Source organism: Pelorhabdus sp. sgz311001 (genome assembly GCF_055901755.1).
Genome location: NZ_JBVXUT010000007.1, coordinates 207,195 through 220,709, shown reverse-complemented (window position 1 = coordinate 220,709; position 13,515 = coordinate 207,195). Strand labels below are relative to the sequence as shown.

11 protein-coding genes and 7 tRNA genes are annotated in these 13,515 nt (G+C 43.8%); 17 read left to right on the top strand and 1 reads right to left on the bottom strand.

The features are described 5' to 3' along the window. Nucleotides 1-16 precede the first annotated feature (16 nt). The 16 genes from AC0MXB_RS17060 to AC0MXB_RS16985 all read left to right on the top strand — a co-directional run bounded on the left by AC0MXB_RS17060 (nt 17) and on the right by AC0MXB_RS16985 (nt 12,425). On the top strand, nt 17-652 hold the full coding sequence (locus AC0MXB_RS17060) for a nitroreductase family protein (protein WP_474040924.1): 636 nt from the start codon (nt 17-19) through the stop codon (nt 650-652). Between the two features lie 222 nt (nt 653-874). Further along, complete coding sequence (locus tag AC0MXB_RS17055) at nt 875-1,183, top strand: MazG-like family protein (RefSeq protein ID WP_474040923.1); 309 nt, start codon at nt 875-877, stop codon at nt 1,181-1,183. Nucleotides 1,184-1,187: 4 nt separating this feature from the next. Beyond that, complete coding sequence (locus AC0MXB_RS17050; RefSeq protein ID WP_474040922.1) at nt 1,188-2,147, top strand: YybS family protein; 960 nt, start codon at nt 1,188-1,190, stop codon at nt 2,145-2,147. A gap of 16 nt (nt 2,148-2,163) precedes the next feature. Beyond that, nucleotides 2,164-4,161, top strand: a complete 1,998-nt coding sequence (locus tag AC0MXB_RS17045) for a DHH family phosphoesterase (RefSeq protein ID WP_474040921.1) — start codon at nt 2,164-2,166, stop codon at nt 4,159-4,161. Then, a complete protein-coding gene (rplI, locus tag AC0MXB_RS17040) occupies nt 4,133-4,582 on the top strand; it encodes a 50S ribosomal protein L9 (RefSeq protein ID WP_474040920.1) in 450 nt (149 codons plus the stop codon). Before AC0MXB_RS17045 ends, rplI begins: the two co-directional genes overlap by 29 nt. A 40-nt stretch (nt 4,583-4,622) precedes the next feature. Then, complete coding sequence (gene lonC, locus AC0MXB_RS17035; RefSeq protein ID WP_474040919.1) at nt 4,623-6,551, top strand: Lon family ATP-dependent protease; 1,929 nt, start codon at nt 4,623-4,625, stop codon at nt 6,549-6,551. 23 nt (nt 6,552-6,574) lie between these two features. Further along, complete coding sequence (gene dnaB / locus AC0MXB_RS17030; RefSeq protein ID WP_474040918.1) at nt 6,575-7,909, top strand: replicative DNA helicase; 1,335 nt, start codon at nt 6,575-6,577, stop codon at nt 7,907-7,909. A 439-nt stretch (nt 7,910-8,348) separates the two neighbouring features. Then, a complete protein-coding gene (locus tag AC0MXB_RS17025; RefSeq protein WP_474040917.1) occupies nt 8,349-9,632 on the top strand; it encodes an adenylosuccinate synthase in 1,284 nt (427 codons plus the stop codon). A gap of 232 nt (nt 9,633-9,864) precedes the next feature. Continuing rightward, a tRNA-Lys gene (locus AC0MXB_RS17020) sits at nt 9,865-9,940 on the top strand. 6 nt (nt 9,941-9,946) lie between these two features. Beyond that, a tRNA-Glu gene (locus AC0MXB_RS17015) sits at nt 9,947-10,021 on the top strand. Between the two features lie 5 nt (nt 10,022-10,026). Continuing rightward, nucleotides 10,027-10,102 (top strand) — tRNA-Val (locus AC0MXB_RS17010). 30 nt (nt 10,103-10,132) lie between these two features. After that, a tRNA-Asp gene (locus AC0MXB_RS17005) sits at nt 10,133-10,209 on the top strand. A gap of 3 nt (nt 10,210-10,212) precedes the next feature. Continuing rightward, a tRNA-Phe gene (locus AC0MXB_RS17000) sits at nt 10,213-10,288 on the top strand. Nucleotides 10,289-10,438: 150 nt separating this feature from the next. Further along, complete coding sequence (locus tag AC0MXB_RS16995) at nt 10,439-10,966, top strand: ATP-binding protein (protein WP_474040916.1); 528 nt, start codon at nt 10,439-10,441, stop codon at nt 10,964-10,966. 50 nt (nt 10,967-11,016) lie between these two features. After that, nucleotides 11,017-11,090: transfer RNA gene (locus AC0MXB_RS16990), tRNA-Gly, on the top strand. A gap of 99 nt (nt 11,091-11,189) precedes the next feature. Then, on the top strand, nt 11,190-12,425 hold the full coding sequence (locus AC0MXB_RS16985) for an HD-GYP domain-containing protein (RefSeq protein ID WP_474040915.1): 1,236 nt from the start codon (nt 11,190-11,192) through the stop codon (nt 12,423-12,425). Between the two features lie 75 nt (nt 12,426-12,500). On the opposite strand, the gene AC0MXB_RS16980 is transcribed toward AC0MXB_RS16985, so the two are convergent. Beyond that, nucleotides 12,501-13,154 (bottom strand): GGDEF domain-containing protein, encoded by a 654-nt coding sequence (locus tag AC0MXB_RS16980; RefSeq protein WP_474040914.1) that lies wholly within the window; start codon nt 13,152-13,154, stop codon nt 12,501-12,503. A 225-nt stretch (nt 13,155-13,379) separates the two neighbouring features. Here AC0MXB_RS16980 and AC0MXB_RS16975 point away from each other — a divergent pair. After that, a tRNA-Thr gene (locus AC0MXB_RS16975) sits at nt 13,380-13,455 on the top strand. Nucleotides 13,456-13,515: the final 60 nt, after the last annotated feature.

Below are 13,515 nucleotides of genomic sequence, written 5' to 3'. Positions count from 1 at the left end.
AGGGAGGGATTTGCCCATGGATTATGATTTTATTTATCGCCGTCATAGTGTTCGTCAGTTTACCGAAGAGCCTGTCAGCGAAGCCTTAATTGAAAAGCTGGTGCAGGCGGCAACTGCGGCGCCGTCAGGCAAGAATAAGCAGAACTGGCACTTTGTTGCAGTGACAGATCCGAAGAAAATCCAAGAGATTGCTCGCCTGGTGGAAGCAGAAAACAGTCGTTTGGCTGGCTTTTTAACTGATGAAGCGAAAATTAAAGCTTTTAAAGGTACTGTCGCCTATCATACCGTATTTAAAGGGGCGCCTGTTTTGATTCTTGCTTATGCCGGACCCTATGAAACAGTCGGTACGATGCTGGCAGAAGCCAAGGTTATGGCGAAAGAAGAATTGCATCGTTATTATAAACCGAATCCAGGCATTCAAAATGTGGCCGCTGCTATGGAAAATTTGCTGTTGGCCGCAGCCAGTGAAGGTTTGGGAACATGCTGGATGACAGGGCCTACTTACGCAGCGGAAGCCATTTCAAAATATATTGGTTTTGAAAAAAGTGGCTATGACCTTATTGCGATGGCGCCACTGGGCCATCCGGCATCTGATAAATTATCGTCACCGCCGCGTAAAGCTGTTGCAGAAGTACTCACTTTTATTCGGTAATTTCCCGGAAATAATATGATTCAGACAGGACTTTACGGCCGCTGCCGCAAGGATTCTGTCTGTTTTTTTTAACAAAGATTATTTCTTGCAAAAATCTATTTTTAGCGCTATGATAGTTTGGAATCAAAAAAGCAGGAATGAGCCTTCTTTCCTCCGAATGATACACATACATATGCTGTAAAAGGCGGCTTTGCAGGAAAGACCGCTGAAGGAGGCCTCAGGGTGCTTCATCAGGAACCGGATTTATTAAAGAAAATCAAATTAATGGATTGGCTGAAAGCGCAGTTGGCCGTAGGCGTCGGACAGGTTTTATCCGCTGCTGCCGAACGAAGTGAAAATCTGCTCTTAGAAGCTCTCGCTTCGTTGGCTGTTACTGTCTATATTTTGGCCCGCCGTATGGGAATTGATTTTTCTGTTTTAGAAGAAGCTATGCTTCAGAAAGTTAAAAATTTAGGTAGACAATCTAGTGAGTTAGAGCGGCAATTCGGTGATTATAGCCAATTGGAACGCTATTTACGACAGAAGAGGTGAATTCATGAAGTTTCGCTCCACAACGCCGGTTGTTGAGAGCGGCATTTTGTCCGCTCTGGCAATTATTTTTGCTTTTATCAGCGCCTATTTACCGGTATTCGGTATTTTAATTGGTTTTATCTGGCCAGTACCGATTATTTTGCTTGGCGTACGGCACGGCTATCAATATAGTATTATGGCCACTTTAGTGGCTGGGCTGCTTATTGCCCTGTTGATTCATCCCCTACAAGCTCTATCTGTTGTTGTCGGTTTTGGCCTCATCGGGATTGCGTTAGGCCATGCCTTTCGCAGTCGTTACAGTCCGGCGAAAACCCTCATGGTTGGTTCCGCTGCTTCGCTGATTTGTAAACTGGCAGTTCTAGCTATTACGGCGCTGATGACTGGTGTCAATCCGCTTCATATGCAGATGGAAGCTTTTGACACGGCTATTTTCCAAACCATGAGTTTTTATCAAAATATGGGATATAATGAAGCTGATTTACAGAAGATGACTGAGACGATGACGGTCGTAGTCAACTTAGTAAAAGTGATTTTGCCGGCTGGGTTGATCATGGCGTCAGTGATGGATACACTTTTAAATTACTGGCTAGCTAAAAAGGTTTTAAAGAAACTCGGTTATGTTTATATGGGTCTGCCGCCCTTTCCATCGTGGTGTCTGCCACGCTCCATTTTAGTCCTTTTCTTAGTGGGGCTAGGAATGCTGCTATTAGGCAGGGCCAATGAAAATGAACTAGTTACGATGATTGGCACGAATGTTCAGGTGGTTGGCAGTGTACTGCTGTTAGTGCAAGGTTTGGCGCTATTTTACTTTCTTGCCGCAAAATACAATTTGTCAAGGTTCGTGCGAGGGATTATACTTGTTTTGATTCTGACAAATGGATTCTTTACGCAGATAGTCATTCTTGCTGGAGCGTTTGATATGGCTATTGATTATCGCCATTTGCGCTCCCCGCGCCTGAAGTAAACGGGAGGTTTTGGAAATGTCGCAAGGCCCTTCCTTTTGGTTTGATACGAGAATTTATCTTTCCGTGGCCGCACTGCTCCTAGCAGTGATCCTGTTTTACAACCAATATGCAGCTGTGCTTGGTGCAGTCCTGCTCTATGCACTCTACTTGTATGGTCGGGAGCGTCATTTAGAGCGGCAGCGGGCTTTGACTGCTTATATGGAATCGATTACAACTCATGTAGATGAAGCTTGTCTGTATGCATTGCAGGGGCTGCCTGTGGCGATTGCCCTTGTTGATAAAGACGGGCATATTCATTGGTGCAATCAGGTATTAACAGAATGGACGAAGGGGCAAGGTCGGTCAGGACTCAATATTTTTGATTTTTGGCCAGATCTGCCCTTGGATAGCCTAAAGGAGTTAGCCGGTTCTTTCACCTTTTCGGCAAAGTCTAGTCATTATCAGGTTCTATATCGTGTCACTAGCGGTGATGAAAATACCCTTCGACTGTTTTATGTCACTGACATTACGGAAAAAGAGACGCTCAGGCTTAAGGTCGAGGCGTTGATGCCTGTTTTTACTTATATACAAATTGATAATTATGATGATGTCTTAAAAGGACTCAATGAAACGCAGAAAACGGCAATTTTAGGCCAAGTCCATCAAAGACTTGTTGAGTGGGTTTCTGGCCTCAAGGGATCTTTAAAAAAATATGCCGAAGATACCTATGTGGGTGTCTTTAATCACCACGCTTTAGAAAAACTTTTGCAGGATCGTTTTGAAATTTTAGATCAGATCCGATCCATTCAAGGCGGCAATAAAATTCCGCTTACGCTGAGTATTGGCGTTGCATCAGGCGAAGAATCGCTGTCGGAGCTCGATGAACGCGCTCAGGCTTGTTTGGATCTTGCTTTAGGGCGAGGTGGCGATCAGGCGGCTGTTCGTATTGATAGTAAAGTGCAGTTTTACGGCGGTAAAACGAAAGCGATTGAAAAAAATACGCGGGTGAAGGCGCGCATGGTTGCTCAGGCGATTCGGGAAACCATTGGTGATGCCGAACTTGTACTAGTCATGGGCCATGTGGCCGAGGACTTTGACTCCCTTGGGGCTGCGTTAGGCGTAGCCAAAATGGCTCGCGTACTGAAAAAACCGGTTCATATTATTGTGAGTCCTGCTTGTATGGCCGTAAATAAATTATTAGATTTGCTGCCGGATTATCCCGAATATGAAGATCTGTTAATTACGCCGGAACAAGCCAATGCGTTAGTGGTAGATCATACCTTGCTGTTTGTGGTAGATACGCACAGGCCGGAAATGACAGCGGCGCCAGATTTGCTTAAAGAAGTGGGTAAAACGATTGTTATTGATCACCACCGGCGTAGCGAATCTTTTGTGCAAAATCCCTTGCTTGTCTATTTAGAGCCGTCTTCTTCGTCGACAAGTGAGCTGGTTACTGAGCTTCTCATGTATTTTGATGATAATGTAGATTTGACCCGGTTAGAGGCGTCAGGCCTTTATGCGGGGATTATTGTTGATACGAAACATTTTACCGTGCAAACAGGTGTAAGAACTTTTGAAGCGGCTTCTTATCTGCGTCGGTCTGGCGCGGATCCTTCAATTGTACGCCACTTGTTCCGTATGGACTTTGAAACCATTCGTTCCCGGGCTGCTATATTAAATAACACAGAAATTTATCCCGGCGGGATTGTCATTGCTGTGTGTCCGGAGAATATAAAAGATGCGCAAGTCGTAGCTGCACAGGCTGCTGATTTGCTCCTTGGCATTGAAAGTGTCAATGCTAGCTTTGTACTAGTCCCTGCTGGTGATTCTATCGGTATCAGCGCTCGTTCTGAAGGCAAGATTAATGTACAGCTTGTCATGGAATCGCTGGGCGGTGGCGGTCACCAGATGGTTGCCGGTGTGAAGGTCAAAGGTATCACAGTGAAGGAGCTGAAAAATAAGCTCTTGACCATTGTGAATCAATATTTAGAGGAGAGTGAAGTAAATGAAAGTAATTCTACAAGCAGAAGTTAAAAAACTCGGTAAAAAAGGCGATATTATAGAGGTTTCCGAAGGATACGCTAGAAACTTCCTCTTGCCGAAACAACTTGCTGTTGTGGCTACTGCGACGAATGTGAATACGGCAACGCAGAAGAAAGCTTCGGAAGAACGCCGCGCACAGCAGCAGCTTGACGAAGCTAAGGTTATGGCGTCGCAATTAACGAAAGTGAGCGTTACTATTGCCGCTAAACTTGGTTCCAATGGTAAATTATTTGGTTCGATTACGGCGCAAGATGTAGCTGACGCGCTAAAAGAACAGTATCAGATTGAGATTGATAAACGTAAAATTGAGTTAAAAGAAGCTGTAAAAAGCTTGGGAACCTATCCGGTCGTAATTAAAGTGCATCCGGAAGTGACCAGCCAAATTGAAATGAAAGTTACCGCAAAAGAATAAGCTTTTTAGCTGGGATAACTCATAGGAGAAAGGATTTAGTATGAAAAATTTTTTTAATAAGCTGGTTCAAAAAATGCCCTTTTCTGATAAATTAGATGCCGATGAGCAATTAAAACGGCAGGTTGCTTCCTTGTACCAGCTTTATTCCGGGATTATCGGTACAGATCGCCTTGTGCTTCGCGCTGGTAAACTGGATGCACTGACTCTTATGAATAGCGACGATATCCGTGAACGGGTTTTGGCGCTGCAAAAGCTCGTTTTTGAAGACCCCACCGTGGAAAAGACTCCTACGGCAGCTGAGATTCCCGCAATTTTAGAAGAAATTGAGGAAGAGTTAGCTGACCTCATGGCGCGCCGCGTTGTGGAGGAGCGAATTGAGAAAAAGATTGCTGATAAGATGGATGAACGCCATCAAGAATATGTAAAAGAAATAAAAATGCAGGTTTTAAAAGAAGAAAACAATGTGGAGAACCCTCAGACCCTGAAAAAATATGCCGAGCTCGAAAAGCTAGAGCAAATCAAACTGACAAAATCCCTTATGGAGCTGGTTCGGCCTGCTTCCTTGGCTGAGATTGTCGGTCAGGAACGGGCTATCGAGTCGCTACGGTCTAAACTGGCTTCGCCCTATCCGCAGCATTTAATTCTGTACGGACCGCCCGGCGTTGGCAAAACGACAGCAGCTCGTCTCGTACTGGAAGAAGCGAAAAAATCGAAAGTAACCCCCTTTAAACCGGAAGCTCCTTTCGTAGAAGCTGATGGCACGACGCTGCGCTGGGATCCGCGCGATATGACGAATCCGTTGCTTGGTTCGGTTCATGACCCGATTTATCAGGGGGCGAAGCGCGATTTAGCGGAAAGCGGCGTGCCGGAGCCGAAACCAGGCATGGTTACAGAAGCTCATGGCGGGATTTTATTCATTGATGAAATCGGCGAGATGGATTCAATGTTGCAAAATAAACTCTTAAAAGTCTTGGAAGATAAACGAGTTCATTTTGATTCGGCTTACTACGATCCCAGTGACGCTGGTGTGCCCAAATATGTCAAGAAGCTCTTTGAAGAAGGCGCTCCTGCCGACTTTATCTTAATCGGTGCAACGACTCGTGACGCTTTTGATATCAGTCCAGCTATTCGATCACGCTGCGCTGAAATCTATTTTGAACCGCTTACACCGATGAATATCGAAGAGATTGTTTATAATGCAGCGAAACGTCTGGAAGTAGAGATTGAACCTGATGTGCCTCGGATTATCAGTGAGTATACGATAGAAGGCCGTAAGGCAGTCAATCTGCTTTCTGATGCGTACAGTCTCGCGCTCTATCAGCGCGGTGACAGCGACGAGAAGCTGATCATTACGGCAGATGATCTGTATAAGGTCACGCAGGTAAGCCGTCTCAGCCCCTATGTCAATCAAAAAGCTTCTTCTGTCGCAGCTGTAGGTCGTGTATTCGGTCTTGGTGTGGCCGGGTATCTCGGCTCGGTTATTGAGATCGAAGCAGTAGCTTTTCCGGCTAGTGAAAAAGGCAAGGGTAGTATTCGGTTTAATGATACGGCTGGCAGCATGGCGAAAGACTCGGTGTTTAACGCCAGCGCTGTTGTTCGAAAAATTACTGGCGAGGATGTCAGCAATTATGACATTCATGTCAATGTGATTGGCGGCGGCAATATTGATGGGCCGTCAGCTGGAACAGCCATACTTTGCGCGATTATTTCAGCGATTACCGGACGAAAAGTTCGTCAGGATGTCGCTGTAACTGGCGAAATCAGCATTCAAGGACAGGTCAAGGCTGTGGGCGGCGTTTTTGAAAAAGCCTATGGCGCCAAACAGGCCGGAATGACAACTCTCGTGATTCCGCAGGAAAATCAAAAGGATATTTCTCCCGACCATCTTGATCTTACTATTCATGCTGTCGATACAGTCGAACAAGCTCTTGATATTCTGTTTGTTCCCTGCAACGAAGCTAGCGCCTAAGGGCAAATCGGGAGGAATGTATTGTGATTGATCGCGTACCACCCCAGAATGTCGAGGCGGAGCAGTCCGTTCTGGGAGCCATGCTCATCGAAAAAGAGGCAATTTCCAAGGTAGCCGAGTTTTTGCGGCCCGAAGATTTCTACCGGGAGGCGCACCGTGTCATTTATGATACGGTGCTTGACCTCTTTAATAAAAATGACGCCGTCGACTTGATAACGATTACGGAAAGCTTGCGTCGTGTCGATAAGCTCGAAAGTGTTGGCGGTATTTCTTATATTACCTTTCTGGCCAACAGTGTACCGACAGCGGCGAATGTACTATATCATGCTCGCATTATTGAAGAAAAGTCACTGCTGCGTTCGTTGATTAATGCGGCAACTGATATTGCCAGCATGGGTTACGAAGGCAGCGAAGAAGCGGGTCAGATTCTTGATCAAGCGGAAAAGAAAATTCTTGAAGTATCAGGCCGTAAAATGGGTTCTGATTTTACACCCATTAGTACGATTGTTATGGATGCCTTCAACAAGATTGAACAGCTCTATGCTTCTAAGGGCGGGATTACCGGATTGCCTACAGGATTTAAAGATCTTGACCGCTTAACCTCGGGATTGCAGCCTTCCGACCTTGTTTTGATTGCGGCGCGCCCTAGTATGGGGAAAACGGCATTTGTACTTAATATTGCGCAGCATGTAGCGATTCGTGAAAAGAAAGCTGTCGCCTTTTTTTCTTTAGAAATGTCGAAGGAGCAGCTCGTACAGAGAATGCTCTGCGCGGAAGCGCCGATTGATGCGCAACGGCTGAAAATCGGTGAACTAGAACAAAATGATTGGACGAAACTAGTGCGAGCCTCAGACAGGCTCTCTAGCGCGCCGATCTTTATTGATGATACGGCGGGGATTACTGTACTTGAAATGCGCTCGAAAGCAAGGCGTCTCAAGGTAGAGCATGACTTAAAGCTCATCATCATTGACTATTTGCAGCTTATGCAGGGTAGCAGCGGTTCTAGTCGCAGTGAAAACCGACAACAGGAAATCTCGGAGATATCCCGATCCTTAAAGGCATTAGCCAGAGAACTTCATGTGCCTGTGGTTGCCTTATCGCAGCTCAGCCGCGGCGTAGAATCGCGTCAGGTAAAAAAGCCGATGCTCAGCGATTTGCGCGAATCTGGTTCTTTGGAGCAAGATGCTGATATTGTTGCTTTTCTATATCGGGAAGACTACTATGATCCTGATACAGAACGAAAAAATATTACGGAAATTATTGTGGCAAAACATAGAAATGGCCCTGTAGATACAGTGCCTCTGTTTTTCCACAAGCAGTTTACCAAGTTTTCCGATTTGGCGAAAATGCCAGGATAAGCGAAGCCACAGGCTTCGCTTATTGTTTTGTTGCGTAGACACATTTTGGCGATTTCAACCCCGAAAATTCCAAATATGTTATATATAAACTTTTAAAAAAGCGTTTTTGTCTGTTGAGAAAACCCAAACGTTATTTCCTTTATAAAAAGTACGAACGATATAATCTTAATGGTTATGAATATTCGATTTTTGATTGACAGGGAAAAGGGTTAATGATATGATATTCAAGGGATCGAACGCGCATACATTTTTGTGTTCTATTTACCTAAAGACAGCATAAAATATATTGTTGTGATTTTCGCACCTGCTTAAATAGCGTAGGGCGATTTTTGGTCTGCACAAAAACTGAAGATGTCGATGCCGAGGTTCACGTGGGTACTGTTTGCGGCATGTCGACACAATTATGGCTAGATTTGGCCGGGAGAAAGAGGGTAATGTGATGTCAACAGTAGTAGTTATCGGTACACAATGGGGCGATGAAGGCAAAGGCAAGATAGTAGATTATTTGGCAGAACAAGCCGATGTAGTAGTTCGTTCACAAGGGGGCAACAATGCGGGGCATACCGTTGTAGCCCATGGCGTAGCCCATAAATTGCAGTTATTACCTTCGGGAATTTTATACAAAGGGAAAACTTGTCTTTTAGGAAATGGTGTTGTTATTGATCCAGCAGCGCTGATTACTGAAATCAAGAACATGGAAGCCAAAGGGATTACAACACAAGGTTTGAAAATCTCGAATCGGGCCCATGTTATTTTACCTTACCATCGCTTACTTGATGAAGTAGAAGAAGAAGCGCGTGGCGCTTTTAAGATTGGTACGACGAAGCGAGGGATTGGTCCTTGCTATATGGATAAAATGGCGCGAATTGGTATCCGAATTGTTGATTTAATGGATGAAGAAGAATTTAGCGCTAAATTGAAACTGAATATCGAAACTAAGAATAAGCTTTTGAAATGTGTTTACGAGGTCGAAGGCTTCGATTATGAAACGGTTCTTAAGGAATACTTGGAGTATGCTGATTTCTTACGTCCTTACGTGGCTGATACGTCTTATGCTTTAAGCAAAGCAGTAAAAGCTGACCAAAAAATTCTATTCGAAGGCGCTCAGGCGACGATGCTTGATCTAGATCATGGCACGTATCCTTACGTAACTTCTTCTAATCCGATCGCTGGTGGCGCCAGTGTCGGTTCTGGTATCGGTCCTAGCAAAATCCAACAGATCATTGGCGTAGTAAAAGCTTACAGCACTCGTGTTGGTGAAGGTCCTTTCCCGACTGAACTTCACGATGAAGTTGGCAATAAAATTCGTGAAACGGGCCATGAATATGGTACGGTAACAGGTCGTCCTCGCCGTTGCGGCTGGCTTGACGCTTGCGTAGTCCGCTATGCTGGACATTTAAGCGGTATTGATGCTATGGCGATCACGCGTCTTGATATTCTTGATGATCTTGATAGCGTAAAATTGTGCGTGGGTTATAAATATAATGGGGAAATGATTGGTGAGTTCCCAGCCAGTTTAAAAGTTTTAGGCGCCGTAGAACCAGTTTATGAAGAATTCCCTGGCTGGAAAACTTCAACCTGTCATATTCGTAAATATGAAGATTTGCCGGAAAATGCCCGTAAGTATTTAGAACGTCTGAGTGAAGTTGCTGAGATTCCCTTGGGAATTGTGTCGGTCGGTCCAGATCGGGAGCAAACCATGGTTTTAAAACAACCATTCTAAGCTGTTAACAGCTTAGACGCGGACACGAATACTAGATAACTGGCAAGAGGCCTGTAAAAGGCCTCTTGCTGTATTTTGAGGCGAAATTTTCCGATGGATTATATAAGTTAAGTTACCTATTTTATCAGGCGATGCGACCTTTGCCTCAGTTCATAAAAGATCTATAAAAAAGTTATGAAAAAAGTGTTGACAGAAGTATAATCGATCTGTATAATAATATCTTGTGAGACACGATCCACTAGCTCAGTCGGTAGAGCACCTGACTTTTAATCAGGGTGTCCCGCGTTCGAGTCGCGGGTGGATCACCACATTATGGCCCGTTGGTCAAGCGGTTAAGACACCGCCCTTTCACGGCGGCTTCAGGGGTTCGAATCCCCTACGGGTCACCATATACGGGGGATTAGCTCAGCTGGGAGAGCGCTTGCCTTACAAGCAAGATGTCAGCGGTTCGATCCCGTTATCCCCCACCATAAATTTTCTTTCCTAAGACTGCTAGATAAGGCCCGGTAGTTTAGTTGGTTAGAATGCCGCCCTGTCACGGCGGAGGTCGTGGGTTCAAGTCCCATCCGGGTCGCCATTTGCCGCGATAGCTCAGTCGGTAGAGCAGAGGACTGAAAATCCTCGTGTCGACAGTTCGATTCTGTCTTGCGGCACCATGTTTAACAATACTACGTTCTATACACCTTTGGTGTACAGGACGTTTTTTTATTTTGGCTAAAGGAAAAAAACATATTTTTGTCGAAGAACGTAAGATAGTTTTTTTCTCTAAGGTGTGGTGTTGGAAAAGCTCATAAAGGGGGCATTAGATGAAACCCTGGAATTTGAAATGCATGATTGTTCAAATAAAAAAAATGAGCAGTACAGAGAAAACAAGGCAAGGTTTTTCTTCCAAAGTGGGTTCCTATACAAAAGCGAATATGAAACCTTTTCCTGCGGTGTACTACTATCGGCGACAAGAAGATCGTCAGCGCTTTAGACCGCAAATTGAGAATTTGTTAGCCAAAAGTGCTGGAATTTTCCAAGGAAAAGTCATTATTGCTTTAGGCGAGGCTGTGTCAAATGCACTTAGACACGGAACGGTCGTCCGCATTCGGTTGAATAAAATTGGTGAAAATCTGATTTTGCGTGTGAAAGATGATGGGCCTGGATTTGCAGGCAATCATATGATTGAAATACTCCGCGAAGAACAGGGGACGATTTTTGAGCGCTTTCTGTATGAAGAAAGCGGCCGTGGTTTAGCGATTATTACGGCATGGATGGATCTTGTTCGCTATAATCGTCAAGGCAATGAATTGTTGATGGTGAAAAAATGCCAGCAGGAAAGTAATCCTTAGTTGCCTTTAAGGTTCAGTTAGAGTATAATATTACTTGTTGAGTGATTTTTGCGGGCGTAGCTTAGTGGTAAAGTTCTAGCTTCCCAAGCTAGCTAGGCGAGTTCGATTCTCGTCGCCCGCTCCATTTATTTATGTAGACATTATAAACTAGTCATGCGTAGCAGAAAAGCGCATGGCTTTCTTTATATTGAACGGCTTGGCAAGATTTTTGGGGGAGGGTTTTATGTATTCAACTGTAAATCCGATTAATTTATTACGTGCCTTATCCATGGCTTTAGAGCTTTCTTCCGGCGGTCTTTCTCGTCACCATTGGCGTACTGCGATGATTGCGAGTCGTATTGCCGAAGCCATTGGGATGGAAGATTTTGAACGTCATAACTTGATTTATGCTACCTTGCTTCATGATATTGGTGCGGCATCCAATTGGCAGGAAAAAAGTCAATTGCGGATCGTAGGCGCCGATTTTTTGTACAAACATGCCCAGATGGGCTATGACCTTTTAAAAAATTCTACGCAACTTGGCTATTTAGCTGAAGCGATTCGGCATCATCATGATTTTTGGGACGGGTCTAGTCCTTCGGGGCTTGCTGGTGATAAAATACCGTTGCATAGTCGGATTATTCATTTGGCCGATCGCGTAGAAATACAACTTCACGATAATGAATTTGTTTTTTCGCAACGTGCTGATATTCTTACAAATATTCGCAAAAGGAGCGGCACAGCTTTTGATCCTGAGTTAGTCAAGGCATTGCATGATTTCGCTAGTCAAGAGAGCTTCTGGCTTGATTTAATGAATCCTCATTACTATCAAAATTTCTTTAGTCAGATTTATGATTATGGGAAAGTGAACTTTTCTCTTTGTGATATGATTGATATTGCTGAGATTTTTGCCACAATTATTGATAGAACGAGTCGTTTTACAGGAGCTCATTCGCGGAGCGTAGCGTCGATCTCGGCCTTTTTAGCGGAAGGTAGGGGCTTTTGTGATGATGAAGTTAAAATGATGCGGATTGCTGGTTTGTTACATGATCTAGGTAAACTATCTATTCCCAGTTCTGTTTTAGAAAAGCCCGGGCATCTTAGCGGCGCCGAATTTCACATGATCAAGCAGCATACTTATTATACATATCGGGTTTTAGAGCAAATTGAAGGATTTGAAACGATCGCTGAATGGGCCGCCTATCATCATGAAACATTAGATGGTGTTGGCTATCCCTTTCGGATTCCCGAAAAAGCGTTATCCTTGGGGGCCCGTATTGTTGCTGTGGCTGATGTATTTACAGCTCTTACCGAAACGCGTCCTTATCGAAAGAATTTGACGCTACAGGAAGTAGAAAAAATCATGACAGGTATGGTCGATCATCATAAGATTGATGGTGGTGTTACAGCGGATTTGTTTAGCAATTCTCGCCAAATTTATGATTTGCAGCAGCAAATTATTGCAGATAGTTATTTTTAATGAAACGAGGAAACGGTTAGAACCAAGTAACAGGTTCTAACCGTTTTTGTCTTTTATTTAGAAATTCTTTTTGCCTTAGGTAGCAATAGAATAGCAAGTTGTACGTTTTTGGCGATACATCATATGATCGGCTTCAGCCAGTAAGGTATCAAGATCTTCCGATTCTTTTACATGAAGTGAGAAGCCGCTAGCGACGGAAATGGGAAATTCAAATTCTTTGGATAGCTCGTACGTCTTAAGTTCGATGCGTTGCAGTATCGCTTTCATTTGCTGTTCATCTACGTTAGTAACAATGACGAGAAATTCATCGCCGCCCCAGCGAGCTACAACGTCATTCTTTCGTGTTTCCTTTACCAGGAGTTGGGCAAAGGCTTGTAAGACTAGATCACCTTTATTATGCCCATATGTATCATTAATTATTTTGAAATTATTACAATCGAAAAGGATTAGCCCAACTTGTTCCCGACGCTTATGCGAACGGGCAAAAGTTGTTGCTGAAAGTTTATCAATCATGCGCCGATTATAAAGACCCGTTAGAGAATCTCTTTCTGAATAAAATTTCACTTGATCGTATTTCTTTCCAGCCCAATAGGCGAAAGTGAGCGCGATGAGACCTGGCAGCGGCAACGCTGTCAAAGGATAGTTCAGATAAAAATAAGCGTAGATTCTTACGGCAATAATGAAAAGTATTGTAAATGTTAGGCCGAGAATTCTTCCTGTATATTTCATAGTCTCACCTTTCTCTAAATGAAGCCTTTGGTCAATGGCTTAATATAATATCGTATTTTTTAACTAGGTTTCTTAAGTGAAATTATATTTTTAAGATATTTTTAAACCATCAGATAATATAATAAGAAAATTTCCTTTTTTGAATGGGCTTAAATATAGCAGGTGATGGTAACACTAAGATATTGACAGATTACTATACATAAGTTATAATATCTATTGTTATGTGCCGGTGTAGCTCAGCTGGTAGAGCACCTCATTCGTAATGAGGGGGTCGTAGGTTCGAATCCTATCATCGGCTCCAATAAAGAAAAGCCTTCCGAGAAATCGGAAGGCTTTTCTTTCATATCTGTATAGTTGTCGG

What these genes read in the sequence shown, in the direction of transcription:
- AC0MXB_RS17050 (WP_474040922.1), top strand. Translation starts at nt 1,188, where the DNA reads ATGAAGTTTCGCTCCACAACGCCGGTTGTTGAGAGCGGCATTTTGTCC.
- AC0MXB_RS16980 (WP_474040914.1), bottom strand. Translation starts at nt 13,154, where the DNA reads ATGAAATATACAGGAAGAATTCTCGGCCTAACATTTACAATACTTTTC.
- lonC (WP_474040919.1), top strand. Translation starts at nt 4,623, where the DNA reads ATGAAAAATTTTTTTAATAAGCTGGTTCAAAAAATGCCCTTTTCTGAT.
- rplI (WP_474040920.1), top strand. Translation starts at nt 4,133, where the DNA reads ATGAAAGTAATTCTACAAGCAGAAGTTAAAAAACTCGGTAAAAAAGGC.
- AC0MXB_RS16985 (WP_474040915.1), top strand. Translation starts at nt 11,190, where the DNA reads ATGTATTCAACTGTAAATCCGATTAATTTATTACGTGCCTTATCCATG.
- AC0MXB_RS16995 (WP_474040916.1), top strand. Translation starts at nt 10,439, where the DNA reads ATGAAACCCTGGAATTTGAAATGCATGATTGTTCAAATAAAAAAAATG.
- AC0MXB_RS17025 (WP_474040917.1), top strand. Translation starts at nt 8,349, where the DNA reads ATGTCAACAGTAGTAGTTATCGGTACACAATGGGGCGATGAAGGCAAA.
- AC0MXB_RS17045 (WP_474040921.1), top strand. Translation starts at nt 2,164, where the DNA reads ATGTCGCAAGGCCCTTCCTTTTGGTTTGATACGAGAATTTATCTTTCC.
- AC0MXB_RS17060 (WP_474040924.1), top strand. Translation starts at nt 17, where the DNA reads ATGGATTATGATTTTATTTATCGCCGTCATAGTGTTCGTCAGTTTACC.